The following is a 24,271-nucleotide window of genomic DNA, read 5'->3' on the forward strand; positions in this document are numbered from 1 at the left end:
GCAAAGCTGTGCGCTCGCGTTGCGGCTATATGTGAATGGGCCGCCCAAGACTAGTCTACGATGGCCTCTCCCTTCAGCAGAATCCCTCCGCTATTGTGAATCTGCCCGCCTCGCGTCAGATGATCGTAGACGGCGCGCTGCAGCGAAGACTGCGGCAGCAAGCCCGGTAGGCCGTCAAGCTTCGTGCCGAAGCCGAAGACGCGCTCCAGCGTCTGGCCTTCATTCGCCAGGACCGGGATCAGATGATAGTCGCGCTGGAAGCGGACGATGTTCGCGTCCGCCGGCAGCAGCGCCTGGAACTGCGGCGCGAGCAGCCAGGACTCGCAGACGAACGCGCCGAACGGCTGCTCCGGATAGTATTCGGCCGCGAAGCGGGAAGCGCGGGCGTACGAGTCGCGGCACGTCTCGGGCGACATGCGTCCGCCCTCGGGGATGTGCACGTTCAGGACGATATCGCCTTTCTGCAGGACCAGCTCCCACTCGCCGGCAGCCAGCTGAACGGGAGACCGGCTAGTCGCGCTCAGCCGCGAGATCGGATTCCCTTGGTAGTGCCGGCCGTCGAAGTCATACGCCGATGTCCAGCCGCCCTCGGGATCGGAGACGCCGTTCGTGCCGTCGACCTGCCCATCCGCCCGGTAGCGAATCCCGGCATCCGACAATACGGCGACTTCCCCGGTCTCCCGATGCCGGAACACCTTGACTTCGAAGGGGTTAGGGATGAAGTGGAACTGAAGCCGGCCGAGCCGGAAGAGCTCGCCGCTCATATGCAGATACAGCCAACCCAGCTCGCTGAGCCCCCAGCGTCCGTGGCGCTTGCGGTGCGTCTCCATCCAGATGACGATATCCTGGACTGTATCGACGAGCACTTCAGCGGGGATATTCCGCTGGCGATAACGATCCCACAGCTGCGGAATCGCGCCCGCATAGACAGCAGCCGCCAGCATCTCGCCATCTGCTCCGAGGTCCAGCAGCTCCTGATTCACGTCGTCGGCGGGACGGCCGCCGCCGGCGAACAGCTCGCGCAGATATCGTCCGGCAGTCTCGGCGAGCTCAGGGTCCTGCGCGATACGCTCGGCTTCCTCGCGGAGCGCGTTCGCGACGTCTTCCGGGAAGCGGACGGCTTCGCAGATGCGCTGCATGGACGCGGGATCCGGGAAGTCGTTAGCGGCATTCAAAGACGACAACGACAAAGCCATATTCCGATTATTTGTCATGGGAATCTCCTTGTTTGGCGGCGTTTGCCAGAGATTGGCTGAATTCAGCATCATATTGCAGATTATAGGGGGTTGATTCGGAGGTTGTCTACGGTTGAGTGTGCGATTGAACGAACGCATGCAGCCTCCGCAGCCCTTCGCCGATCTCCTCTTCCGTCAGCTTCCCGTAGCCGAGCACCATTTTGCCGGGCAGCCGGCCTTTGATCCTGGCGTAGTCGTCGAGCGAACTGAGCCGAATGCCGTAGGCTTCACTCCGCTGCCAGTCGATGTTGGCGTATCTTGCTCCCCCAAAGGCAATCTGTACATGCATCCCCGCCTCATCGCCCAGAATCTGCGCTTGATCCCCGAACCGCCGTTGGCATTGCTCGACGAGGAAGATCCGCCGTTTCTTGTAGATCGCCTTCATCTTGTGAACATGCCGATCGAAGTGACCGTCTGCCATGAACCGGGCCAAGGCGAATTGCGTAATGCCCGAAGCAGTCAGATTCAAGCCTGCCTTCGTCTGCAGCACGCGTTCGAGGAGCGGAGGAGGGACGATCAGGAATCCGATCCGCAAGGCCGGCGACAACGTCTTGCTGAACGTGCCCGCATAGATGACGCGAGAGGGCGCCAGCAGTTGGAGCGGCGGAACCGGACCTCCGTTGTGCCGGAACTCGCTGTCGTAGTCGTCTTCCACGATGTAGTGCCCCGCCGCTTCAGCCAGCTTCACCGCTTGCTGTCTCCGTTGAATAGAGAGAATGCTACCGGTCGGGTATTGGTGGGATGGCGTCAGGAGGATCAAGCCCGCCGGATCCGTTGGAGAGATGCGGCTTAACGACATCCCATGCTGATCAACGGGGACGGGATGGATGTCATAATGCAGGCGCTCCAGCACATCCGGGACGAATCCGATCGTCGGATCTTCGACATACGCCGTTCGGTACAAGGGCGAGAGGGCAGAGGCCAGCATGATCAACCCTTCCGACGTGCCTGAAGTGATGAGGATCTGATCCGGATTGCAGCGGATGCCCTTCACGCGGTAGACATATCGGGCGATCTCCTCTCGAAGCACGCGAATGCCTTGATAATCGCCGTAATCGAACGCAACGTCGGCCCCATAGTCCATTATTTCCTTGACGTATTTATGCCAGAGTCGGCGAGGAAACAAGCGGAGATCGGGCGTACCCGCGTCAAAGTCGATCACATTCTCCTTCGATCCGGACGATAGGGCCGATTCCGGTATCGGTACCGGTTCTGACCGCAACCGGGGCGCAGCTTCCACTTGAATGCCTTCCGCGATAAACGTTCCGGAGCCGACGCGCGAAGTTAAATATCCCTCTGCGGCGAGCTGCTCGTAGACTTCGATGACGATGTTGCGAGCGATGCGCAGCTCCTGGGCGACTTTGCGCGTCGGGGGCAGTCGGATGCCGGGAGAGAGCTTGCCGGACGTGATGCCCTCGCGCAAGAAAGCGCACAATTGGCTTAAGATCGAACCGCCTTCCGCTGCCGGGATGAATCCGAACATGTCCACGCTCCTTTGAATTGGTTCTTCAATTTAGCGTAAATTTGGCTCTTATGAGGACCCATAGCTCTCATTATACTGAGCATAAAGCTTCGATAAAAGGAGATGTCGTTCATGTTCAAACGAACATTGGGAAGATCGGGGATAGAGGTAAGCGCATTGGGCATTGGCGGCTGGGCGATCGGAGGGCCATGGCATGATGCGGAGACGGGCGAACCTTTCGGCTGGGGGGAGGTCGACGACAAACAATCGATCGCGGCGATTCATTGTGCGCTCGACGCAGGCATCAACTTCATCGATACTTCGGACAACTACGGAGCCGGCCATAGCGAACGGGTCATCGGCCATGCGCTGCAAGGCCGGCGCAGCGATGTCATCCTCGCGACCAAATTCGGATTCATGACGAACGAAGAGACGAAGGAGGCCACGGGGGAGAATGCGAGCCGCGCCTACATCAGGCGGGCTTGCGAAGCATCGCTCGTCAGACTGAGAACCAACTATATCGATCTCTATCAATTCCATCTTGGCGATTACCCGGAGCACCTGGCGCATGAAGTGTTGGAGGTGTTGGAGGAACTCGCAGCCGAGGGCAAGATCCGCTCGTTCGGATGGTCGACGGATCTGCCGAGCCGGGCCCTGCTTTTTGCGAAAAGTAAGCACTGCACGGCGATTCAACATGAACTGAACCTCTTCCGCGACAATGACGACATGCTGGAAATCTGCGAGCGGCATGAGCTGGCGAGCATCAACCGCGGCCCGCTGGCGATGGGGCTTTTGACGGGGAAGTACGCCGCCGATGCGACGGTCGGGGATGCGAAGGATATCCGGCGCCGAAATAACCTGGATTGGCTGATCTACTTCAAAGACGGCGTCCCGTCTCCGGACATGACCGATCGTCTGCAAGCCATGCGGGAGATTCTGACTTCAAACGGCCGGACGCTGGCCCAAGGTGCATTAGCTTGGCTCTGGGCCAAGAGCCCGCACGCCGTCCCGATCCCGGGATTCCGCACCGTGAGTCAGGTGACGGAGAATGCCAAGGCGATGGATTTCGGACCGTTGACGCCGGATGAGATGCGGCAGATCGAGCAATTAATGCTGCAGCGGCAATGAGCTTCGCGCATGTTAATGAAAAGACCGCTTCCCTCAGGCAAGGGAGCGGTCTTTTGGCTATGCAACTAGGACAGCTTAATCAGCCTCGCCCCGTGCGAGGCGACCTCTAGCTCCAAGCGTTCCCCGACCGTTCCGAGTGCTTCCGAAGCCCACATATCCAGCGCCGAAGCAGCGCCTTCGCTCCATCCGAGCGCGTCCAACGTGACGCCGACCTGGAGCGGCGCTGCGCCGGTATTAAACAACGCGACGTAGCGGACGCCGTCCGGCCCCTTCGACGTCCAGACGATGCTATCGCCGGTGCGGTATACTAGCCTCGCCTCCATCCCGTCCCGGTGCATGGCGAGCACCTCGCGATTGGTGAGGAGCGATAGCGTCCAGTCGTCGTTGTCGTTCAGTTCCCCGCCGAAGAACAGCGGCGAGCGGAACAGCGTCCAGAGCGTCATCATCGTCACCTGCTCGTCCTTCGTGAAGCGGGTCCAACGGTCCGCGCCGCCCCCGTCCACCGAACGGATGCCGATATGCCCGAGCGGCAGCATGTCGCAATCGGGCCAATGCCCCGGGCCCGTCCGTCCCTGCCACTTCTCGCAACGGTCGAACATGTCGAGCAGCAGCGCCCACAAATCCCAGAAGTCGTCGGTCATCCGCCACATGTTGGCGTTCCGCTCCAGGAAGTCCGCGTGCGCGAGCGGAGCCGGTCCCGGGGACAAGCTCAGCGTCATCGGCCGGCCGCTGCGGTCGATCGCTTCCCGGATCATCGCGATCTCCGGGAGATGCGTGTCGTACAGCCGGGAGGCGGCGATATCGTCGACCTTGACGAAGTCGACTCCCCATTCCGCGTACAGCTCGAACAGCGAGTCGTAGTAGGCTTGCGCGCCTTCCTTCATCGCGTCTACGCCGTACATGTCGGTGTTCCACGGGCAGATCGAGTTCGGGTGGGCGATGTCGCGCGCGGTCACGGAGGCGCCTTTGATCGGCGTTCCGGCGTGTGCGGCTTGGCGCGGGATGCCCCTCATGATATGGATGCCGAATTGGAGACCGAGACCGTGAACGTAGTCGGCGAGCGGCTTGAAGCCTCGGCCGTCCGCGGCGGACGGGAATCGGTTCACAGCCGGCATCAATCGCGAGTATTCGTCCATCTCGAGCGGCACGAACGGACGGTACTGCGAAGAGACGGCTCCCGGCTCGTACCATTGGATATCGACGACGACGTATGCCCATCCGAAGTCCTTCAGATGCTTCGCCATATAGTCGGCATTGGCGCGGACTTCCTTCTCCGTCACGGCGGCTCCGTAGCAATCCCAACTGTTCCAGCCCATCGGCGGCGTTGGGGCGATCGCGTGATGATTCAAGCGGACACACTCCCTATGCGAAGAGATATAATTGCGGTTGTGTCCTCATCATAATGCCGCCGGATCAAGCTGAATACCGTAATTTTGGACGATGAATAGCACGGAATTGCTGCATGATTAGGTGTCGAAGAAAAGCCGGCTGTACGGAAGCTGCCGACCCTCCCGGAATTGCCCTGGCGTCTGGCCGGTCAGCTTGCGGAACACTTTGATAAAATAGCTGCCGCTCGAATACCCGACGGCGGAGGCGATGGCCTCGATATTGCAGTCGGAGCGGCCGAGCAGCTCGATAGAGCGTTCGATCCGCACGCGGTTCACATAATCGATTGGCGTCAGGCCGACGTAGCGGGAGAACGTCCGGAGGAAGTGGTATTTGGACAGTCCCGATTCCGCGGCCAACTGCGCTTGGCCGATCATCCCGGCGTAGTTCGTATCGATGTAGCGGACCGCCGAGCGAACGGCAGCGGGCCACGCTTCTTGCCCCCGGTCGGGAGAGGACGCGAAGCGGGCGAGCGCCATGACGAATTGATACACGTGGGAGGATGCCGAATAGGGGTCCGCGATCTTGCCGTCGCGCGCGTCTTCGAAGATCGCCCGCAGCTGGCGGATCGGGGCGCTGCCCGCAGGCAGATCGACCACATCGCCCAGCTTGGCCTTGATCGCCTCCCAAGCGGGCATCACGAGACGGGGCCGGAACAGCAGAAAATAAAAGGCCCATTCCGGCTTGTCCGCCGGCAAGTAGTAGCGGTGGTCGCCGGGGATGTCGACGAGGAAGGCTCTGCCCGCGCCGACGGCTTCCTTCCGCTCCCCGATCTCGACGGCGCCTTCGCCCGCCAGCGTGTACTGAAAGAGCAGAAGAGGCCCGTCTTCACGCGTCAAGCCGTCCCAGCGATAAGAAGCGCAGGCTTCCCGTTCTCGTCCGACGGCGAATAAGCCGCAGAGCGGCAGCTCCGGGGATTCGGCGAACCGGAAGCCGTAGGTGCCGTATTCGGTGGCGTTGGTCATCTCGTCGTCTCCCTTCCGCGACAAGGCGTCGGCAGGCTCATTGTTATTATTTTAAGGGACCGAGATCCTCTTTGTCATCGCGCCGTGTACCGCTTCTATTTATAATTGGGGATGTGCAAGTTATGGAATTCCCGATCGAATGAGAATTTTATTTTAGATCATCGGTTTATCGGTCACACCGGTCCGATATCATTCGTCATCCTTATGAGAGCATAGAAGAGAGGAATGTGGCCGATGAACGAACATCATTGGTTGGCGGAGCAGTTTGAAGAGAACAGAGCCCATTTGCAGGCTGTAGCTTACCGAATGCTCGGATCCTTGAGCGAGGCGGACGACGCTGTCCAGGAATCTTGGTTCAGACTTAGCCGATCCGATCGGAGCGAGATCGAGAATATCTGCGGATGGCTGACGACGGTCGTCTCCCGGGTGTGTCTTGACATGCTGCGCTCGCGTAAAGCGCGGCGCGAAGAGTCCATTGAGGGGTATGAAGCGGATCGGGTCGTGGGCCGTACGGCCGGAGGCGATCCCGAGCACGAAGCGCTGCTGGCCGATTCCGTAGGTCTTGCGCTGCTCGTGGTGCTCGGTAAATTGAATCCCGTCGAGCGCATTACGTTTGTGCTGCACGACATATTCGCCATCCCTTTCACAGAGATCGCACCCATCGTAGGGCGCTCCGAGGTTGCGGCAAGGCAGTTGGCGAGCCGGGCGCGCCGCCGCGTACAAGGAGCGGAGGCAGCTCCCAAGGCCGATCTCGGCGTTCAGAGGACGCTTGTCGACGCCTTCCTCGCCGCGGCGCGCACCGGCAACTTCGAAGCGCTGCTGGAGGTGCTAGATCCGGAAGTCGTGTTGCGGAACGACCGCGCAGCCGTGTCGCCAGACCCTTCCAGCGAGATCCGCGGTGCGCAGACCGTAGCCAAGATGCTTATGTTTGGACGCGCCCGCGCCGCACGCCCGGCGCTAGTAAACGGAGATGTCGGCATCATCGTCGCTCCGCATGGACGGCTGTTGCTCGTACTCGTGCTTACTTACGCTGACGGGAAGATCGTCGCGATCGATCAGGTCGACGATCCGGCACGGGTTGAGCAGCTCGATCTGGCCGTTCTAAGCGAATGACGGGCGTATACGCTGCCGCTGACGCCCTCCACATTCGAGTGAAGATATGGTACCACATTCCTAAAATTTATGGGAGGATTTCGAAAATGACCGTACTTTCGATCGTATTGCAAATTTTACTGATCTTATACTATCTCTTCTCGGGCACCGCCAAGGTTGTCGGAGCCAAATATTGGAGCGAGATGTTCCAGCATCTTGGACTGCCGCAATGGTTCCGCGTCGTCACGGGCTTCGTCCAATTAGCCGGCGCCGCCGTCCTCATCGTCGGCTACTGGTACGCGGGGGCGATCGGATGGGCCGGCATCTGGCTGGGCGTTACGATGGTGGCCGCATTCTTCGTGCATCTCAAGGCCAAAGACCCGATTGGCAAATCGTCGCCCGCCTTGGTGTTTGCAACCATCAATATCGTGCTTATCGTCATTCATGCAGACGAACTGATACATCCTTTTGCATAACCGGGCAAAAAATAGCAGTGAGGCGTAGGCCTCGCTGCTATTTTTATTTTGTGTCACGAACCTACTTGAGCGAGCAAGGAATTGTAAATGAACTGACGATTATCAAAAATGTGAGACATCTTAACGATAAAAGAGGTTAAGTAGACGAGGGACTGTTTGATAAGCCAAAGGATTTTATCGTTCACACGTATGACGGCAACTTTGTCTTTCCGAACAATTTTATCAAAGGGAGAAGGTTGTTGAAGGTAAACGGTGTGAGTAAAGATCAACTTTCATGCGCTGCGTCATACCCACGTCACGCTGTTGCTGCAGGCAGGAATTAACACGATGAAGGCTGTTTCGAGGCGGCTAGGGCACAGCACGGTCAATATGACGCTGGACACGTATTCCCATGTAACGCCGCAGATGGAGGAATGAATAACGGTGGCGTTGGAGCAATTGTTGGCATAAAGATGAACACACAACAAATCAGACCCTCCAAGCAACTGGAGGGTCAATCTCTGCATGGAGACCGAGGCTCTAATGGCCGGATGGTTGAAGCGGTGTTACCGTAAGTGGCTACAAAGAAATTCCTATCTAACTCGTCAATTGTTATTATTTTCTCAATAACTTAATAATTTGGGTAAGGCTGTCGGGAATTGTTGGTCCACTATCTCCTTTAAGCAGCCCCGTGTCAGATCTACTAAATATTGATTGAAGTACAGTAATTCGTTCTACCTCATTAACCGCACTTTCATTAAGCAGCGATAAATAAACGTGAGTTAATTGATATCGTTCTTTTGCATCCCTAGCTAAATGATATGAGCTGACAGAGAGTTTTACAAAAAGCGTTGTTAGATAAATGCAAATTGAAGTGATTATCGTGAATGCCAAAGCATTCCTTAATGAATTAACGTCTAGAGCTCCATTTGTAATAAATTGTGAATCGGGGTGAATCAAAAGAATAACAGTTAGAATAACTACGAAAATAGCTGTCGATCCAACCGCCCACCATCTCCATCTGTTACCCGACTCATTGTACTCCTTTTCAAGTTCTTTCCAATATGTAGCAGGTCCCTCTAATCTAAGTTTTTCCGTATATGTCTTACGAATTTGCTCAAGTTCACGCAATGTTCTATCAAGCTTATCTCTTGTTTCTTTTTCAATGGTGTCGCGCCATTCTGTGGTTGTTCCCTTGAAGTTCTCGACTCCGACCTCCCAAGCGGTCACTGCATTATTAAACTCGGTATTCCAACTCGTTGTGATAATATGATAATCACCATCGAGAGCATTAAGCTTATTCTGATAATCAGTATGTAGTTCAGTGAGTGTTGTCTCATGTGTCGCAGCAGCTTCTTTGAAAGATCTTGCGGATTCTTCAAAAATATAGGCATCCACATACCCTTTAAAGTAATCGATACTGTTAGAGCTTGGCATTTGTCCTCTCAGAAGGTAGTATATTGCAGCATCCCCACGGGCTGAATTTGTTTGTATTTGTTTTTTAATAAATTGGGCGGCGGCTGTTTTCGAGTATACTGTTGGCCAACTGTTTTGTTGCGCCAAACTTAATGCCTGTGAGGCACAACTTTGCGCTTGACTCATATTATTAGATTCTGCATATCGAATCGCATTATTGATTTGATCTTCAATTGATTGAAATCTGCTTCCAACTTCGGAATTGACACTCTGCCAGAACTCTTTTTCTTTAATGATAAACTCTTGAAACTTATCTATGGTTTTATAAGATCTAGTGCTCTGTTCAGGAAACAGGGTAATTGAAACGTTTAGACCTAGAAAGAATTCATCCAGCAACTGCTTTGTCATCTGATGTATCTCCTTTCTATTTTTTGTACTATAACTCAACGTTGTTGTAATACATTAGCCAAATAGAGAAACCAATGTCGAGATGTAATTAGGTGGTACGTGGCTAAGTTAGAACGACCCCAAAAGGATGTTTATTAATCTGTTCCGAACCTATTATTTTAACTTTTTCATAAATATCTTCCTGAGTGATTAACTTTGACAGGCTTTGTAAATCCAATCCAAAAAGATAAGATATTTCTTCAATAGAGTATCCATTCTGAAATAGAATCCTTGGCATGTTCATACGAAAATATTGGGGAGAAAAAACTTTCCAACTAGGATCTTCATTATCTATCCTTTGTAGTCTAGCGAATATTTCATTGATTGCAGTTTCGCTAAATATGTTAAATTTTTTCCAATACCTTGTGTAGAAGAGATATTCTCCTTTTATTCCTTTAGTATTAATGTCTTCACGCAATAGTTTTAAATAATGAGTAATGCGTGAAGGTAGTGTAATTGTTCTTTCGGAAAGTTTAAGGATAGTAAATTGAGTATTGAACATACTCCATTTCAAAGTCCTTAATGTTGAACGTTCTAACCCTAGATAAACACAAAGAAGTAGCATAGTAACGTCTCTAATAGAGTTCTCTGAATCAAGAAAGAATCTAATAATTGATTTCAAGTTAATTAAATTTAAGTGGTCGGAACTCTTCGAAACATCTACTGTGTCTAGAGCGGTAATTAACTTATTTCGATCTTGATCGAAATGATGTGATGCGATAATACCGCTTTTCTTTAGTTCTATAAACATCGAACGTAGATGAGAGTATTTATTATTAAATGTTTGTTCTGAATTAACGCTCTTTTTATGGCTTTCTTTATTTTTTTGGTCATATTTCAGATATCTTTCAAAGTCATCAATGCGGACTTGTTCTAATGGTCGATACTTTTTTTCACGCTCAGCATAATAAGTATAAAAGTTCATTAAGGTACTTTTATAAACTCTCCAGCTTCCACTGCCTAACGGGAATTTTATTGCCCTGAACTGTGCTACATCTCTAAAGTAATTAGTAGTATGCATTTGTAACAAGGAGGCATGTGTTATAAAATCTAATGTCTTTTTATCTCTAGACGAATAGATATTTAAATCAAATACTATCTTATCTTCTAGTGAAGTTTCATTCTGACTAGTAGGTTGAATTCTATCGTTAAGTAGTATTAACCTTTTCCCATTACATAAAAATCCCCACTCAATATTTCTAATGTGCAAGTAACTAGCCAATTGAACAATATCTCTTGCAGTTAAATCTCTATCTCCTCGCTTAGTTTCAAAATAAATGGCTTGCTTACTTACATCCTCATATATGAAATCGACCCTCTTATCGCGATGGTAAACGGGATGTTCAAAGATAAAATTGTTCGAGTCATACCCTAATCGCTTAAATAGTTCTACTACTATTTTTATTTTTATATTTTCTTCGTTTAAATTCTTTAATTCATCAAAGACTTTTTTAAGATCTGATAAATTTATCACGTCATCACCTCAAAGAAACGTCTTATTAATAATTATGTTTTATCTGAAATAAAAATAAATGAAATATTAGTTTTATTTTGTTTTTTGCATACTTTCTTAAATTAATGCATTTAAAGTAAAGTTAGCTTGCGCAAAAATGGATAATATTAGTAGTATTTGAAATATAGCATGCAACTAAATGGTTGTAAAGGTTACATTTAGGTTTGAACAACCTGGATGCCCACTGCTGTTTGCTGTTGTCCTCAGGGCAACAGAACCACTAATTTCGCCAGCAAGCGATTCGCACTCACACACCCATACAAAACAAAAAGAACCGCGATTCATCGCGGTTCTCGTCATTTTATCATCTGGCGCGCCCGATACGATTCGAACGTACGACCTGCAGTTTAGGAAATTAGAATTCCCCTTATTCTGCATGAACATATGTGGTCAAAATCCTTTAAAATCAAGGGTTTTGGTTTTAGTCAGTAGTCATGATTAACATACGCAATCAGTCGGAATTGAAATCAGTAACCCCATTTTAACCCCAAACTAGAGCGGGGTTACTGGACTGTATTTTTCAAGTCTATCTGCGGTAAAGCGGCTAATCGTTTCGGACTCATGAGTGTAAATGTTTGAGGTTGTTTCGAGTCTTGAATGGCGTAGACGTTCCTGGATCGACTTCATATCTACCTGCTCTTCACGTAGAAGCATAGCTGTTGTGTGACGAAGATCATGAAGGCGCACCGGCGGCAAATTATACTTGGCTTTGATTCTTGCCCATTGACGTGTAGGAGCATCGGGATAGTACCCTTCACCGCAACCGCTGTGGAAAACATACAGCTTTTCTCCGCCCTTCCACTTGCTCCCCAACTGATCTTTCTCTTCCTCCCATGCTTGTTTAAACTTCCTGAGAGCATTCATATAAAATTGTGGCATTGGAACAAATCCTTCAGACTCTTCCGTCTTAACTTCACCTTCAACTGGATTGCTATCCTCGTCAAAGGTAATCTGCTTTTCGACATGGATCCCTCCAGATTCAAAGTCAACTGCGGGCCATTCAACCCCAAGCATTTCGCCACGACGAAAACCACCGAGGATGACACCCACGTAATACATTCGCCACTGGAATGACACTTGCCGAAGCTTCTCAATCGTGTATTTCGTCTCTTCCGGTGTTAGCGACTTCTTACGTTTCTTCATTTCTCGTTTTTCGGTCTTACTATGGGTCGGACGATCGACGCCTTCCATTGGATTCGAGGAAATGATCTTCCACTTTGCAGCTGTATCCATAATCGATTTCAGGGTGCGATAAATATTAAGTTGTGTGTTAGTGGCTAATGGTTTTGACTTGCCGTCCTTCCGACCGGATGCGGTTGTGAGTCGTGTCATGAACTTCACGATATGGATTGTCTTAATTTTATTGATTTCAACATGGCCAAATTCAGGTAGTAGTTGACTGCTGATAATGCCATAGTAATTGCGACGTGTATAGCCGCCTAGTTTCTGTTCCGCGTATCCCTTTTTCCACTCCGGAACAAATGCCTCGAAAGTCACTTTGTCAATTTTAATATACTGCCCAGTCTCAACTTCTTCTTTGAACTTATACCACTCTGACTCTAGATACTGTTGCAGTTTAACCTTTGATTTAAGCAATGCTGGATCTTCGACAGTGATCTTCCTGCGTTCTCGGTTAGGATCGCCGTTAGCTTTGTACCCGTTGTAAACAATGAGTCGCCATGTGTTTTCGCCCCGCTGCTCAATATTGGGCATAGAGAAAACCCCCTAAATAGGAATGTATGTTCGGTCTGAGGGCGAGAAAAAGCCCTTGGACATGGACCGCGGAGTCAATATAGGAGTTTGTGCAATTCGGGAGGTATACCATGCCGGTTATAGTAATCGTGGATACTCTCGCCAGAATGGGGCTGGTCCCCATATGTAAGGAGACTAGCAGCAAATTTATTCGCCTGACGTTCGTATTTGCCAGCATTAAAGAGAGTCTGTTCATCGAGGAAGAAGCGGTTTATTCCTGGGTGGAGTCGGTCATGACCAAGCTCATGTGCACATACAAATCGTTGCCAATCTGCGCTCAGATCTGAATCGATCACGATAAAACGACGGCGAAGCATGCGTACATAAAACCCTCTAGTTCCATTGCCGAGTCGTTCAAATTTAACTTGTATGTTAAGACCTTTTGAAATACTGAAAGGGTCGTTTGTTTTGAAGCGTTTCATAAGTCGACGTGTCGTGCGGATCAAGGTGCCACCTACTCAGTATCTTTATTGTTGGTGTCGGTCTTTGCCTTGCGTCCATACGTTTTCTTGTTTTGCTTCTTCGCGTCCCAGAACAATCCAGTAAGTATATCCATCACACGCTGCCGAGACTCGACGTCCAGTGGAACGCCATCGAACATAATAGGGGAATCTTCCTCTAGCATTCGTTTGAAATCCCGGATATCTTTGGCCGTCGCCCATTCGGGTGTACTGAAATCCCCCTCTTCTGTAAAATAGTCGACCGGTTTTCCGAAGTATGCTGCAATGGCTTTAAGTGAATCTATCTGTGGGTTCTTTGTTTGTTGGGATAGGATCTTCGAAAGGCCGGTGTATGAGACCCCGGTCTCTTTGGCGAGGCGATAAGGGGTAATACCTCGCTCATCCATTAGACGTTGGATCTTTTCCGCGATCTCCACGTTCCTGCCTCCACTATAACTTAATTAGGATATAACTCAATGAAGTAATAATAACTTACAAAAGAGTGATAAGTCAAGAATATGGGAGAGAATTAGAGAGATCATTGGATTATATAACTAAATTGAGTTATGAATTAGTTTGATTATACCTCTAAAGAGTTATATTCTTTATTTCGAAAGGAGGTGCTGAGCATGGGGCTGATAATCGAAGAGAACGTAAATCGCCTGATTGATGAGCGCGGGATTACACCTTACAGATTAAGCAAAATGAGCGGCGTATCGTTATCTGCGATTTACGGGATCAAGGATAAAAAACAGGGTCCCACAGCCGAGACGCTGCTAAAAATAGCTGATGCCTTGGGTGTAACCGTCGATGAAATCGTTCGCGAAAAACGGGATTAAGGTGGCGATATAGATGTCCGCTACTGCAGCGTTTATCGAAAGTCTTCGGGAGGACATAACAAACGATCTTGAAAAAAGGCTACTTGAAAAGCTTGAACCCTATATCGAAAAGCGTTTGTACGGAAACACTTTCGATGTGACTCAGGCCGCTAAGTACCAAGGAATATCGGAGTCGACAGTGCGTCGGATGTGCGTTAATGGAGAAATTCCGTTCTTCCGGCAGCGTGGGCAGTATTATTTCAGGCAATCAGACATTGATGCTTGGGTAAACGAACAAGTCAGGAATAACTATCCGAGAGGCGAAAGCGGTGAAGTTGAGTTATGGACCAATCCCTAAAGCGTATCGGTTACTACGCCCGAAAGGCACTGCAATACAGCCAGCGACGTCACAGCAATCCACATCGTTTTAACCGCCTGATGGCATACAAAGGAGCACTGAACGCCTATCTGAGGGCCGATCGGCTGAACTGGAGGCCGACAATCGCTCTGGAAGGAGGTGAAAAGGGATGTTGAAGACGCTACTTACTGGAACGCCGATCCGGCAGGATGCCGACACGATCGTCATGCAAGAGGGCGACGCGGTCGCCACTTACAGCCGACAGTATTATCGCCAAGCACAGGAGCCGGCCGCGGAGGGCACGCCGATTATGATGCACTCCACGGAGCAGATGGCGGTCGAGATTGTCTGCGGGCTGCACGGCGTACTGGCCCCGGTGGGCCGATGATGGCCGCGCTGGTGTGTCTGGTCTGTCTAGTTGCATTGATCTTCGTCCTGTCGTCGATCCTGACGGCCGCCAAGCGGGCGGACGAGCGTGCCGAGCAGTTCCATAGAAGGAGGTGAGAACGATTAACGCGATTAGACCAGAGGACCACATGCCCCTAGTCGGGAAGGTCGCGAAGCAATACCGGTTACGGGCAAAAGCCGCATTTGATTTCGATGACATCGTGAGTGCAGGTTACATGGGGCTGGTGGAGGCTGCACAACGATACGACCCGGACCGGGGCTTCACATTTTCAACCTACGCCGTTTCCCTAATCCGAGGCAGCATTTTGCGCCACCTTCGGGAGTACAGCGGGCCGTGTGTAAAAGTGCCTCGCCCTGCACGGGAGCTGCTCAACAAAATGATATGCCTTCATTTGCTGGACAAGCCCGACGACGAGGTTGCAGCAATCCTCGGAACGACAATCAAGAAAGTGCAACGCGCCCGCCATGTACACGCGATCCAAGTTTCATCATTGGACAGTCAACTGCTGGGTTCGGATGAGGACAAGCCCTGGACGTTAGGGGATTCAGTCTCGAACGAAGACGATTATAGCTCGGTGAATGTTGCGGACTTTCTTGCTACGTTACCTGAGCGTGAAGCGCGGATCATCAAAATGCGAATGACGGGCACCAGGCAACAAGAGATTGCAAGCCTTCTAGGTACGTACCAGTCTCAGGTGAGTCGTGCCATGCAGAGAGTCGGCCGCGCATGGATCGTTTATCAAGCCCAGTAGACCCTGTGAGGGAGGTGAACAAGGATATGGGAGAAGCGAGACGCCGTAAGCTGGCCGGAAATACCGCGCCGAATAAAAAATGGCATGAGCAGAAATCCGCCAAGCGTCACGTGAAGCAAGTTAAGCGCCGGCTGAAGGCAGATGCCGGAATGAATCCATTGGTGATGGCGGCCGCGCTTACGAGCAAGTAAAAACGCCCTATCTCGGGGTAGGAGCCGAGAAGGGGCGCAGAGGAAACAATTCATCGCCATTGTATCATCGCATTCATTATCTGTAAATCAGGAGGGCCCATATGGGATCCATTATTTCAGCAGCTCGGCGGCCTGCGCGTCGCCTGGAGCGCCAGCTGCACCTCGCCGTCGTGACGATAGGCTTGCTCGAGCCGGAGTGCGAGGTGTGCGGGAATCACGTTGACGTCCGCATGCTGCGCCCGTGGAACGGCAAGAGCGTCTGCACGCATTGCATCAATGATATGACGCAGGAGGTGCCGGAGCATGCCTTTGTCCACTAAGTCGGAAGCGCGTGACCTCGACGCCGATCTGAAGCGCTGCGAGGATGCTGCAGGCGTGACAATCCAATCTTTCGACGCGATCGGCCGCTTGGTCCAATTCGCGAAAGCCGCTCTCATCGGCTGGCCGGCTGCCATCCGCCTCGCCAAGGAAGCCGAGGACGAGATTGATCGGCTCCGGAATGAGTTGCAGATCGCGCAGGAACAAAGCCGCAGCTACGACTGAAGGGGGCGCTTGGAATGATCAGACACATGCGATCGAGTCTCGGTGGCCACTTCGCTGGGACTGGGATTTACGAAGATCCAGAAGACCAAGAAGAAATGCAATGGAAACGTGATAAGGCTCATGTGCGCTTGCCCTCGGACAGCCTCGATGCTGAAAGCCTATCTGCTCTGAGCGGTCCTGTCATCGCATACAACATTTTTCAAAAAGAGGCTCAATAAGAGCGACATCAGGAGGACTCATCCATGCCTATCGAGATCCATATCAAAGGCGGCAACGCTGCCGAAGCCGTTCAAGAGCTCGCCGATCTGGCGGCACATATCCCGTCTCTTTCCAAGCAACTCGACGTCGGACAAGCTCCGGCAGCACCGGTTGTATCGCCTGCTCCGTCGTTCCCGACCGCTCCGGCCTACCCGGCGCAACAAGCCGCCTACCAGGCGCCCGAGCAAGGTCAAGTGTCGTATGGTCAGCCACAGGCCCCACTGGCCGCCGTGCCAGTACAGCCGCTTGTCGCTCCGCAGACCGGTGTTCCGGTCCAGCAGCCGCCCGCGCAACAGCCACAGGGCGCCGTTCCGGTTGCTTCCGCCCAGGAATACACGTTCGATATGCTTGGCGTAGCGGCGACCAGCCTCATCGACTCAGATCCTAACAAGCAACAATTGATCGTCGATTGCCTTCGTGGGCAATTCGGAGCGGATTCGTTGATGGCGCTGCCCAAGGAGCAGTACGGGGCGTTCGCGACCTATCTGAGGTCGCTCGGAGCCCGCGTATGACGGCCGTAGCTCACGCTGAGAGAGCGCACGCGCTTCTCTCGGCGAGCTCTTCGCACCGCTGGCTGGTCTGCACTCCGAGCGTTCGACTCGAGGAGACGCTGCCGGATACAGCAGGTGAGGCTGCGAAGAAGGGCACGCTCGCCCATGAGATCGCGGAGCTGAAGCTGCAGAAGTACTTTACCCCGATGGGGCCGCGCAAGTTCAACGCCGAGATGAAGAAGCTGAAGACGAACCCGATCTATGAGGACGAGATGGACGCCGCGACGGACGTCTACCTGGAATACATTCAGAAACTCGTCCACGGCTTCACGACGCCGCCGCACGTGGCGATCGAGAAACGGCTCGACTACAGCGCTTATGCGCAGGAGGGCTTCGGGACGGGTGACTGCACCATCGTCGGCAGCGGCGTCTTGTCTATCAATGACCTGAAGTATGGCAAGGGACATCCCGTGTCAGCCGTTGGAAACACACAAATGCGGCTCTATGCTCTCGGGGCCGTCGCGGCGTATCGCTTATTCCATGACATCCGTACAATCCGCATGGCGATCATTCAGCCGCGCCTGAACACGATCAGCGAGGACGAGATCTCGATAGAAGAGTTGCTAGCCTGGGGTGAGTCGATCAAGCCGATCGCGGCCAAAGCCTACGCCGGCGAGGGCGACTATATCCCGGGTGAACACTGCAAGTTCTGCCGGGCGCAGGCGACCTGCCGGGCGCGCGTAGAGAGCATTATGTCCGCCACGGCCGCCGCGCCGCTCAAGCCGCCGCTGATCTCGTGGGAAGAGGCGGCGAAGGTGCTGGAGCAGTTCGAAAGGCTTGGCGTCGTCAACTGGTACGGCAAGCTGAAGGACCAGGCGCTCACCCAGCTGCTGCAGGGCGGCGAAGTTCCCGGCTGGAAGGCTGTCCGAGGACGCAGCAGCCGGAACTATGCCAACATCGACGCGGCATTCGCGCACCTGATGGCCAACGGCATCGACGAGGCGCTGCTCTATGAGCGCAAGCCGCTGACCGCACCGGCAGTCGAGAAGATACTGAAAACGAAGCAGTACCGGGAGCTGCTCGAGGAGCCGGGTCACATCCGAGTGGATCCGGGCAAGCCGACGATCGCTCCCGCCGATGACAAGCGGGAAGCCATCACGGACCGGATTGATCCGGCGACTGTGTTCGGCACCGTAGCAGAAGAAGCCTAAGCATTAGGGCATCGGGCGGAGCTGCAGCGAATTGTCGCGCCCTCGATGCCCGAAAAAATAAAAACATCAGGAGGCACCACTTCTATGACCCAGCAAAATCAAGCAACTAGCGTTACGACCGATCGCGTCCGTCTGAGCTTCGTCCATCTGTTCCAGCCGTACGCAAGCCAACCGGGTGACGAGCCGAAATATAGCACGACCATCCTCATTCCGAAGTCGGATGTCGCCACGATGCAGCGCATCCAGGCCGCCACCCATGCCGCGCACCAGAAGGGTGTCGCGAAGGGATACTGGACCGCCAACTCGCAACCGAACGTTCCTATCCACGACGGAGACGGAGTCCGCCCGAACGGAGAGCCGTTTGGACAGGAGTGCAAAGGACATTGGGTTCTGACGGCAGGAAGCAAGCAACAGCAGGCGATAGTGGATATCAACATGAATCCGATCCTTAACCAGTCGGAGATCTACAGCGGCGTGTACGCTCGCGTGAACATCAACTTCTATGAGTATTCCAACAGGAAGAAGGGCATCGGTGCTGGACTCGGTCCGGTGCAAAAGCTCTCCGACGGGGAACCGCTCGGCGGCCGTGTCAGCGCGGAGCAGGCGTTCGGCGGATCTCCTGCGCCACAGGGAGGCTACGGCCAACCTGGCGGGTTCGGCCAAGTGCCCGGACAGGCTTTCGGACAACCGTCGTATGGTCAGGCACCAACTGCTCCGCAGCAGGGCTTTGGACAAGCTCCGGCCCAGCAGTACGGCCAGCCAGCGACTGCGCCGCAGCAGGGCTTCGGCCAACAGCCTCCGGCCTATCCGCCGCAACAGGGCTACGGCCAGCAGCCGATGCAGCAGCCTCCGGCCTATCCGCCGCAGCAGGCGCAACCGCAAGTCGATCCCATCACCGGCAAGCCGTTTAACGGCAACGTATACGGCATATGACCACGAAGGCCGAGATGATCGTCCACCTGTCCATTGACATCGAGACGTATTCCTCGGTCGACCTCAAGAAATCGGGGCTCTACAAATATGTGCAGAGCCCCGATTTTCAAATCCTCCTATTCGCGTATTCCTGGGACGGCGAGCCTGTCCGCGTCATTGACTTGGCGCAAGGCGAAGAAATCCCGGGGCACGTCCTGCTCGCACTCAATGACCCTTACGTCATCAAGCACGCATACAACGCGTCATTCGAGTGGTACAGCCTCAACAAGTTCTGGCAATCTCCGATCGATCAATGGCGCTGCACGATGATGCACGGCCTCTACTGTGGCTATACGGCGGGCCTCGGGCCTACCGGGGAAGCGCTGGGCATCCCGCAGGACAAGCGCAAGCTTGGGACCGGCGGCGCGCTCATCCGTACGTTCTGCTTGCCGACGAAGCCTAGCAAGACGAACGGCCAGCGGATCCGAACGCTCCCGCATCACGAGCCGGAGAAGTGGCAGCTCTTTAAAGAGTACTGTGCCGGCGACGTCGTGGCCGAGATGGAGATTCTGAACCGGTTGTCCGTCTTCCCGGTTCCGGACCAAGAACAATGGTTGTGGCAGCTCGACCAGCATATCAACGCGTACGGCGTTGCGGTGGACCGGGACGTGATTGACGGCGCGCTGGCGATCGACGAGCAGATTAGTGCAGAGCTGATGCAGGAGGCTGTCCGGCTGTCTGGGCTGAATAACCCGAAGAGCGTTCAGCAGCTGACGAAGTGGCTGACAGCGGAGTTAGAAGAAGAGGTCGACAACCTACGCAAGGATACGGTCAGCAAACTGATAGACAAGGTAGATGAAGGGAACGTCAAGCGCGTACTGGAGATCCGGCAGGAGCTTAGCAAGACGAGTGTCAAGAAGTACGCCGCTATGCGGCAGGCGGTCTGTGATGACGGTCGGATCCGGGGGCTGCTGCAGTTTTACGGCGCGAACCGGACCGGGCGCTGGGCGGGCCGGCTGGTACAGATTCACAACCTGCCGCGGAATAAAGACGGCTTCCCGCTCGACCTGGCGCGGAATCTGGTCAAGGCCCGGAACGTTGCGGCGCTGAAGCTGATTTTCGGCAACATCCCGGACACGCTCTCGCAGCTCATCCGGACCGCGTTCGTGCCATCGCCTGGTAACGTTATGCGCGTGGCTGACTTCAGCGCCATCGAGGCCCGCGTCATTGCGTGGCTCGCCGGTGAGCAGTGGCGGCTGGAAGTCTTTAAGACACACGGCAAGATCTACGAGGCATCAGCGTCGCAGATGTTCGGCATCCCGATCGAGGAGATCGGCAAGGGCAGCGACCTGCGGCAGCGCGGCAAAGTGGCCGAGCTCGCGCTAGGATATCAGGGCGGCCCGGGGGCGCTGATCGCAATGGGCGCGCTCGATATGGGCCTGACGGAGGACGAGCTGCCGGACATCGTGCTGCGCTGGCGGAATGCGAATCGGCGAATCGTCGATCTGTGGTACAGCCTCGAGAACGCTGTGCTGGAAGTCATGAGAACCGGGCAGGCCGTAGGGATCCGCGGCATGATCATCGCCCGGGAAAGCCACCACGGTACGCAACAGGACTTCCTGACGATCCAGCTCCCGAGCGGCCGCAAGCTCTTCTATGCCCGGCCGCACCTCGCGCAGAACGATTTCGGCAAGGAGGCGCTGCACTATTGGGGTGTCGACCAGAAGACGAAGAAGTGGGGCACGATGTCGACCTACGGCGGTCGTCTCGTGGAGAACGTGGTTCAGGCGATCGCGCGCGACTGCTTGGCCGTATCGCTGGGGCGGCTCACGAGCGCCGGCTATCTTACCGTTTTCCATGTTCACGACGAAGCGGTCGCGGACGTGCCCGATGGTTTCGAGACGGTCGATCATATGACCGAAATCATGGGCGCGCCGATCCCGTGGGCGCCAGGGCTGCCGCTCGGGGCCGCGGGCTTCGATACCAACTACTATTTGAAGGACTGAGCGACCACGAGAGCCAGAGTCACCTTCTTTATTCAGGTCGTGTGTTGCAGCAGGGCTTCTCTCATCCTGCAGGACGGGCTGGTGGAGTACGACCAGCATATTTGCTCCATATGCAGGAAGCCAATCGCCTTCAAGTCGGATTATGACGGGCATTGGTACTTGGTTGGCGGTCGGCTGTTCAACGGTTCGGATACTTAAGCCGGGCCTCAAGTATTTGGATGTATACGGAAGGACATCAGGCCATGAGATCTGCCACCCTGTCCATCCATAGAGCAGCTTCGTAAGAAGCATCCACATCGTCAAACCCGATGAACATCAGGAACCGCTTGTACCGATCGTATATATCGCCATCACCCTCGGGGTGCTTGCGGCTGTAGGCCAAAAATTGATTAACAAGATCGCTGTACATGCTATCGCCTCCGATGGCAATCATAGCATTTTACCCAAATTGATGTTGTCGAAATATAGGAACGCCGCTTTAATATCTTGATACCTAATCTAGGGAGGATTCGTACATGGGAATCCACAAAGCTGATCTGAAAGAGTTCATTGAAGAGAAGGCAAAGAAACGCAAGGCCGAGGTGCGGAAAGTCGTCAGGGCAGCTGTTGAGGAGACTTTTAGGCCCTTCGTCTTCGCTGCCCATGCGGATCTTGGAGTGCTGGAGACTAAAGCTGACGCTTTTCACCGCGAGCTCGATAGGGCAGTCAACCAAAACAAACGCCTGACCGATTGGAATTTCACCAGTCTGCTAAGAGATGTAAATCGATACGCAATCGGCATTCGCGAGGACATTGTGCAGAGACAAACGAACATAGCGGTCGGGAATTTACTGGACCGTTGCACTGATGTCCTCGTGGATGGTCTGGATACGTTATCTGCATCCGTAGCCGATCAGCACTCCATGGCGATCGCCGAATACCAGGATCTCATAAAGCTCACGGACGAGCTTACGACGATCATCAATTCGTCGCACAGCGGTGATAAGGCATATAAACGCCTGAAGGAGCTCGGGGTCAATCTGTCGGACTTCGACGGCGGCAGCAAGATCCTACCGGCTGTGGTGAAGCTGTCCGTCAACCCATGCCTAATCAACGGAGACTGCAAATGAATCGGCGCCGGAAACTCAAGAGGGAGCGAGAGCTTGCAATAGCTGTCGGCGAACATCGACGCCAGTTATTCAAGGTCATAGCTAGCGATCCGGACTTTCATAAAGACGAAATCTTCGTCGATAGCTTCGCGGGCGGGGGCGGCGCTTCGACTGGCATCGAGTATGCTATCGGTCGCAACGTTGACGAGGCTGTCAATCATGATCCCGCGGCGATCGCTATGCATGAGGCCAACCATCCGCAGACGCGACACCACTGCGAAGACGTTTGGAGCATTCATCCTCGTGTTATCGCTGCAGGCCGGCGCGTTGGCCTCCTTTGGCTCTCTCCGGACTGTACACACCATAGTAAGGCGCGCGGCGGCAAGCCCCGGGAGAAGGGAATACGTGGACTCGCATGGACAGCGGTATGGTGGGCGGCCACAGTGCGACCTCGTGTCATCATGCTGGAGAACGTGGAGGAGTTCGCGGATTGGGGGCCGTTGGACGCGGAGGGGAAGCCGATCAAGGCGCAAAAGGGCCGAACGTTCCGAACCTTCGTCAACGCTCTGAAGCGCCAGGGCTACGAGGTAGAATGGCGCATCCTTCGCGCCTGCGACTACGGCGCGCCGACGATCCGTAAGCGGCTGTTCCTGATCGCGCGCTGCGACGGTCAAGCGATCGTTTGGCCGGAGCCGACACACGTCCAGGTGGACAAGCCGTTCAAGATCACCGCAGGCGGCCCACTGCCATATCGCCGGGCAGCCGACATTATTGACTGGTCGATTCCGGTGCCGTCGATCTTCGGTCGCAAGCGTGAGCTGGCGGATAACACGAAGCGGCGGATCGCTCGCGGCATCGACAAATTTATCCTGCAGGTGGCCGCGGCAGGTGGTGTGCCGTTCATGGCTCCCTTTCTCGTAAACGTGAACCACGGAGGCGAAGGATTCCGCGGCCAAGGGCTCGGCGAGCCGCTGCAGACGATTACCGGAAAGAACGGTATCGGTCTCGTTGTCCCCCATATCACGAAGTTCCGCGGCGGGTCCACGGGGCATTCGATAGATGAGCCGCTTCACACGATTACGTCAGGAGCAGGGGCGACACGGCCCGCTGGAGCAGCTCACGCGATGGGAATGGTCACGGCGTCCTTAGTCAAGCATTACGGCGGCAACTACAACGGTGCGGGCAACTCGCTGGAAGACCCGCTTTCAACTATCACAACGACCGACCACAATGCACTGCTGTGCGCGAGCTTGATTCAAATGGGCTACGGTGAGCGGCCGGGACAGGATCCACGCGTGCTGGATATCGGGAGCCCGCTCGGAACAATTACGGCGGGCGGAAACAAGTTCGGCCTAATGACGGCGCATATCGCCCGGCACTTCGGCGAATCGATCGGTAGCGACATGGCCGATCCGGTTGGGACCGTCACCGCGGGAGGCGGAGGCAAGAGCGCGCTTGTCGCATCACACCTGATCAAGTTTCGCGGCGACAACATCGGCAGCGGAATGGACGCCCCGGTCCCGACGATCACCGCAGGTGGCCAGCATCTTGCAGCTGTTTATGCCTTCATGGTCGCTTACTACGGGAGCAGCGTCGGACAGGATATGGCGGATCCGCTAGGCACTGTGACAACACACGATCGCTTCGGCCTCGTATTGGTCCGGATCCGTGGCGTCGACTACGTTATCGTGGACATCGGAATGCGGATGCTGACACCTCGGGAGCTCTACCGGGCGCAGGGCTTTCCGGAGAGTTACATTATCAATCCGATATTCAACGGCAAACCATTCACACAGGCGGAGCAAGTTGCCAAGTGCGGAAACTCGGTATCCCCGGTCATGTCCGCAGCGCTTACCCGGGCGAACCTGCCGGAGCATTGCGTGCCTCGGATGGCGGATCGTTTCTCGAAGTTGGACAGGGAGTTGTTATTCGCTTAATTCAAAG

General features: G+C 54.1%; 27 protein-coding genes and 1 pseudogene. 18 read left to right on the forward strand and 10 right to left on the reverse strand.

The genetic code is table 11. The features are described 5' to 3' along the window. Positions 1–50: 50 nt before the first annotated feature. Together H7C19_RS05960 and pdxR are read right to left on the reverse strand one after the other, a co-directional pair. Positions 51–1,214 (reverse strand): acyltransferase domain-containing protein, encoded by a 1,164-nt coding sequence (locus tag H7C19_RS05960; protein WP_185141672.1) that lies wholly within the window; start codon positions 1,212–1,214, stop codon positions 51–53. A gap of 88 nt (positions 1,215–1,302) precedes the next feature. After that, positions 1,303–2,718 carry a MocR-like pyridoxine biosynthesis transcription factor PdxR gene (pdxR, locus tag H7C19_RS05965; protein WP_185141673.1) on the reverse strand — a complete coding sequence of 472 codons (1,416 nt, stop codon included), beginning with the start codon at positions 2,716–2,718 and terminating at the stop codon, positions 1,303–1,305. 111 nt (positions 2,719–2,829) lie between these two features. On the opposite strand from pdxR, the gene H7C19_RS05970 reads away from it, so the two are divergent. Beyond that, the gene (locus tag H7C19_RS05970) at positions 2,830–3,825 is read left to right on the forward strand and encodes an aldo/keto reductase (RefSeq protein ID WP_185141674.1); all 996 of its coding nucleotides are present in this window, start codon (positions 2,830–2,832) and stop codon (positions 3,823–3,825) included. A 65-nt stretch (positions 3,826–3,890) separates the two neighbouring features. On the opposite strand, the gene H7C19_RS05975 is transcribed toward H7C19_RS05970, so the two are convergent. Both H7C19_RS05975 and H7C19_RS05980 read right to left on the reverse strand, forming a co-directional pair. Further along, a complete protein-coding gene (locus tag H7C19_RS05975; protein WP_185141675.1) occupies positions 3,891–5,174 on the reverse strand; it encodes a glycoside hydrolase family 27 protein in 1,284 nt (427 codons plus the stop codon). Positions 5,175–5,291: 117 nt separating this feature from the next. After that, complete coding sequence (locus H7C19_RS05980; RefSeq protein ID WP_185141676.1) at positions 5,292–6,176, reverse strand: helix-turn-helix domain-containing protein; 885 nt, start codon at positions 6,174–6,176, stop codon at positions 5,292–5,294. Positions 6,177–6,410: 234 nt separating this feature from the next. On the opposite strand from H7C19_RS05980, the gene H7C19_RS05985 reads away from it, so the two are divergent. From H7C19_RS05985 to H7C19_RS05995, 3 genes and pseudogenes are all read left to right on the forward strand, one after another. After that, positions 6,411–7,289 (forward strand): sigma-70 family RNA polymerase sigma factor, encoded by an 879-nt coding sequence (locus H7C19_RS05985; RefSeq protein ID WP_185141677.1) that lies wholly within the window; start codon positions 6,411–6,413, stop codon positions 7,287–7,289. Between the two features lie 86 nt (positions 7,290–7,375). Beyond that, the gene (locus tag H7C19_RS05990; RefSeq protein WP_185141678.1) at positions 7,376–7,744 is read left to right on the forward strand and encodes a DoxX family protein; all 369 of its coding nucleotides are present in this window, start codon (positions 7,376–7,378) and stop codon (positions 7,742–7,744) included. A gap of 261 nt (positions 7,745–8,005) precedes the next feature. Further along, positions 8,006–8,161, forward strand: a pseudogene (locus H7C19_RS05995) (tyrosine-type recombinase/integrase); the annotation flags it as partial. Between the two features lie 177 nt (positions 8,162–8,338). Here the strand turns inward: H7C19_RS05995 and H7C19_RS06000 are convergent. The 5 genes from H7C19_RS06000 to H7C19_RS06020 form a co-directional block, all read right to left on the reverse strand. Then, the gene (locus H7C19_RS06000; protein WP_185141679.1) at positions 8,339–9,547 is read right to left on the reverse strand and encodes a DUF6161 domain-containing protein; all 1,209 of its coding nucleotides are present in this window, start codon (positions 9,545–9,547) and stop codon (positions 8,339–8,341) included. 103 nt (positions 9,548–9,650) lie between these two features. Beyond that, positions 9,651–11,060: a type I restriction enzyme HsdR N-terminal domain-containing protein gene (locus H7C19_RS06005; protein WP_185141680.1), complete on the reverse strand. Its 1,410-nt coding sequence runs from the start codon at positions 11,058–11,060 to the stop codon at positions 9,651–9,653. Between the two features lie 531 nt (positions 11,061–11,591). Continuing rightward, positions 11,592–12,812 carry a tyrosine-type recombinase/integrase gene (locus H7C19_RS06010; RefSeq protein WP_185141681.1) on the reverse strand — a complete coding sequence of 407 codons (1,221 nt, stop codon included), beginning with the start codon at positions 12,810–12,812 and terminating at the stop codon, positions 11,592–11,594. Between the two features lie 74 nt (positions 12,813–12,886). Then, complete coding sequence (locus tag H7C19_RS06015) at positions 12,887–13,273, reverse strand: ImmA/IrrE family metallo-endopeptidase (RefSeq protein ID WP_185141682.1); 387 nt, start codon at positions 13,271–13,273, stop codon at positions 12,887–12,889. Positions 13,274–13,305: 32 nt separating this feature from the next. Beyond that, positions 13,306–13,728 (reverse strand): helix-turn-helix domain-containing protein, encoded by a 423-nt coding sequence (locus H7C19_RS06020; RefSeq protein ID WP_185141683.1) that lies wholly within the window; start codon positions 13,726–13,728, stop codon positions 13,306–13,308. Positions 13,729–13,920: 192 nt separating this feature from the next. Between H7C19_RS06020 and H7C19_RS06025 the strand changes: the two genes are divergently transcribed. The 12 genes from H7C19_RS06025 (at position 13,921) to H7C19_RS06080 (ending at position 21,239) form a co-directional block, all read left to right on the forward strand. Beyond that, entirely contained in the window at positions 13,921–14,130 is a 210-nt protein-coding gene (locus H7C19_RS06025; protein WP_185141684.1) for a helix-turn-helix domain-containing protein, read from the forward strand. 13 nt (positions 14,131–14,143) lie between these two features. Continuing rightward, positions 14,144–14,467 carry a helix-turn-helix domain-containing protein gene (locus tag H7C19_RS06030; protein ID WP_185141685.1) on the forward strand — a complete coding sequence of 108 codons (324 nt, stop codon included), beginning with the start codon at positions 14,144–14,146 and terminating at the stop codon, positions 14,465–14,467. A gap of 169 nt (positions 14,468–14,636) precedes the next feature. Further along, positions 14,637–14,855: a hypothetical protein gene (locus tag H7C19_RS06035; protein ID WP_185141686.1), complete on the forward strand. Its 219-nt coding sequence runs from the start codon at positions 14,637–14,639 to the stop codon at positions 14,853–14,855. A gap of 148 nt (positions 14,856–15,003) precedes the next feature. After that, a complete protein-coding gene (locus H7C19_RS06040) occupies positions 15,004–15,627 on the forward strand; it encodes a sigma-70 family RNA polymerase sigma factor (RefSeq protein ID WP_185141687.1) in 624 nt (207 codons plus the stop codon). A 26-nt stretch (positions 15,628–15,653) separates the two neighbouring features. Continuing rightward, entirely contained in the window at positions 15,654–15,818 is a 165-nt protein-coding gene (locus tag H7C19_RS06045) for a hypothetical protein (RefSeq protein ID WP_185141688.1), read from the forward strand. A gap of 101 nt (positions 15,819–15,919) precedes the next feature. Beyond that, a complete protein-coding gene (locus tag H7C19_RS06050; RefSeq protein ID WP_185141689.1) occupies positions 15,920–16,138 on the forward strand; it encodes a hypothetical protein in 219 nt (72 codons plus the stop codon). Then, the gene (locus H7C19_RS06055; RefSeq protein ID WP_185141690.1) at positions 16,122–16,361 is read left to right on the forward strand and encodes a hypothetical protein; all 240 of its coding nucleotides are present in this window, start codon (positions 16,122–16,124) and stop codon (positions 16,359–16,361) included. Before H7C19_RS06050 ends, H7C19_RS06055 begins: the two co-directional genes overlap by 17 nt. Positions 16,362–16,375: 14 nt before the next feature. Then, positions 16,376–16,579 carry a hypothetical protein gene (locus H7C19_RS06060; protein WP_185141691.1) on the forward strand — a complete coding sequence of 68 codons (204 nt, stop codon included), beginning with the start codon at positions 16,376–16,378 and terminating at the stop codon, positions 16,577–16,579. Positions 16,580–16,603: 24 nt separating this feature from the next. Then, positions 16,604–17,131 carry a hypothetical protein gene (locus tag H7C19_RS06065; RefSeq protein ID WP_185141692.1) on the forward strand — a complete coding sequence of 176 codons (528 nt, stop codon included), beginning with the start codon at positions 16,604–16,606 and terminating at the stop codon, positions 17,129–17,131. After that, positions 17,128–18,321, forward strand: coding sequence for a DUF2800 domain-containing protein (locus H7C19_RS06070; protein WP_185141693.1), 1,194 nt, complete (start codon positions 17,128–17,130; stop codon positions 18,319–18,321). Before H7C19_RS06065 ends, H7C19_RS06070 begins: the two co-directional genes overlap by 4 nt. 84 nt (positions 18,322–18,405) lie before the next feature. Continuing rightward, positions 18,406–19,254, forward strand: coding sequence for a DUF2815 family protein (locus tag H7C19_RS06075; RefSeq protein ID WP_185141694.1), 849 nt, complete (start codon positions 18,406–18,408; stop codon positions 19,252–19,254). Further along, positions 19,251–21,239, forward strand: a complete 1,989-nt coding sequence (locus tag H7C19_RS06080) for a DNA polymerase (protein ID WP_221469067.1) — start codon at positions 19,251–19,253, stop codon at positions 21,237–21,239. The genes H7C19_RS06075 and H7C19_RS06080 overlap by 4 nt, the downstream gene beginning before the upstream one ends. A 235-nt stretch (positions 21,240–21,474) precedes the next feature. On the opposite strand, the gene H7C19_RS06085 is transcribed toward H7C19_RS06080, so the two are convergent. After that, the gene (locus H7C19_RS06085; protein WP_185141695.1) at positions 21,475–21,648 is read right to left on the reverse strand and encodes a hypothetical protein; all 174 of its coding nucleotides are present in this window, start codon (positions 21,646–21,648) and stop codon (positions 21,475–21,477) included. Between the two features lie 106 nt (positions 21,649–21,754). On the opposite strand from H7C19_RS06085, the gene H7C19_RS06090 reads away from it, so the two are divergent. Both H7C19_RS06090 and H7C19_RS06095 read left to right on the forward strand, forming a co-directional pair. Continuing rightward, positions 21,755–22,348 (forward strand): hypothetical protein, encoded by a 594-nt coding sequence (locus H7C19_RS06090; protein ID WP_185141696.1) that lies wholly within the window; start codon positions 21,755–21,757, stop codon positions 22,346–22,348. Positions 22,349–22,425: 77 nt separating this feature from the next. Then, the gene (locus H7C19_RS06095) at positions 22,426–24,264 is read left to right on the forward strand and encodes a DNA cytosine methyltransferase (RefSeq protein ID WP_376775329.1); all 1,839 of its coding nucleotides are present in this window, start codon (positions 22,426–22,428) and stop codon (positions 24,262–24,264) included. Positions 24,265–24,271 lie beyond the last annotated feature (7 nt).

Origin of the sequence: Cohnella nanjingensis, from assembly GCF_014212125.1 — a bacterium.
Classification (GTDB): Bacteria; Bacillota; Bacilli; order Paenibacillales; family Paenibacillaceae; genus Cohnella; species Cohnella nanjingensis.

Excerpts from the sequence above, each read along its gene's own strand:
- H7C19_RS05960 (WP_185141672.1), bottom strand. The coding sequence starts at position 1,214 with ATGACAAATAATCGGAATATGGCTTTGTCGTTGTCGTCTTTGAATGCC.
- pdxR (WP_185141673.1), bottom strand. The coding sequence starts at position 2,718 with ATGTTCGGATTCATCCCGGCAGCGGAAGGCGGTTCGATCTTAAGCCAA.
- H7C19_RS05970 (WP_185141674.1), top strand. The coding sequence starts at position 2,830 with ATGTTCAAACGAACATTGGGAAGATCGGGGATAGAGGTAAGCGCATTG.
- H7C19_RS05980 (WP_185141676.1), bottom strand. The coding sequence starts at position 6,176 with ATGACCAACGCCACCGAATACGGCACCTACGGCTTCCGGTTCGCCGAA.
- H7C19_RS05985 (WP_185141677.1), top strand. The coding sequence starts at position 6,411 with ATGAACGAACATCATTGGTTGGCGGAGCAGTTTGAAGAGAACAGAGCC.
- H7C19_RS05990 (WP_185141678.1), top strand. The coding sequence starts at position 7,376 with ATGACCGTACTTTCGATCGTATTGCAAATTTTACTGATCTTATACTAT.
- H7C19_RS06000 (WP_185141679.1), bottom strand. The coding sequence starts at position 9,547 with ATGACAAAGCAGTTGCTGGATGAATTCTTTCTAGGTCTAAACGTTTCA.
- H7C19_RS06010 (WP_185141681.1), bottom strand. The coding sequence starts at position 12,812 with ATGCCCAATATTGAGCAGCGGGGCGAAAACACATGGCGACTCATTGTT.
- H7C19_RS06015 (WP_185141682.1), bottom strand. The coding sequence starts at position 13,273 with ATGAAACGCTTCAAAACAAACGACCCTTTCAGTATTTCAAAAGGTCTT.
- H7C19_RS06025 (WP_185141684.1), top strand. The coding sequence starts at position 13,921 with ATGGGGCTGATAATCGAAGAGAACGTAAATCGCCTGATTGATGAGCGC.
- H7C19_RS06030 (WP_185141685.1), top strand. The coding sequence starts at position 14,144 with ATGTCCGCTACTGCAGCGTTTATCGAAAGTCTTCGGGAGGACATAACA.
- H7C19_RS06035 (WP_185141686.1), top strand. The coding sequence starts at position 14,637 with ATGTTGAAGACGCTACTTACTGGAACGCCGATCCGGCAGGATGCCGAC.
- H7C19_RS06040 (WP_185141687.1), top strand. The coding sequence starts at position 15,004 with ATGCCCCTAGTCGGGAAGGTCGCGAAGCAATACCGGTTACGGGCAAAA.
- H7C19_RS06045 (WP_185141688.1), top strand. The coding sequence starts at position 15,654 with ATGGGAGAAGCGAGACGCCGTAAGCTGGCCGGAAATACCGCGCCGAAT.
- H7C19_RS06050 (WP_185141689.1), top strand. The coding sequence starts at position 15,920 with ATGGGATCCATTATTTCAGCAGCTCGGCGGCCTGCGCGTCGCCTGGAG.
- H7C19_RS06055 (WP_185141690.1), top strand. The coding sequence starts at position 16,122 with ATGCCTTTGTCCACTAAGTCGGAAGCGCGTGACCTCGACGCCGATCTG.
- H7C19_RS06060 (WP_185141691.1), top strand. The coding sequence starts at position 16,376 with ATGATCAGACACATGCGATCGAGTCTCGGTGGCCACTTCGCTGGGACT.
- H7C19_RS06065 (WP_185141692.1), top strand. The coding sequence starts at position 16,604 with ATGCCTATCGAGATCCATATCAAAGGCGGCAACGCTGCCGAAGCCGTT.
- H7C19_RS06070 (WP_185141693.1), top strand. The coding sequence starts at position 17,128 with ATGACGGCCGTAGCTCACGCTGAGAGAGCGCACGCGCTTCTCTCGGCG.
- H7C19_RS06075 (WP_185141694.1), top strand. The coding sequence starts at position 18,406 with ATGACCCAGCAAAATCAAGCAACTAGCGTTACGACCGATCGCGTCCGT.
- H7C19_RS06080 (WP_221469067.1), top strand. The coding sequence starts at position 19,251 with ATGACCACGAAGGCCGAGATGATCGTCCACCTGTCCATTGACATCGAG.
- H7C19_RS06085 (WP_185141695.1), bottom strand. The coding sequence starts at position 21,648 with ATGTACAGCGATCTTGTTAATCAATTTTTGGCCTACAGCCGCAAGCAC.
- H7C19_RS06090 (WP_185141696.1), top strand. The coding sequence starts at position 21,755 with ATGGGAATCCACAAAGCTGATCTGAAAGAGTTCATTGAAGAGAAGGCA.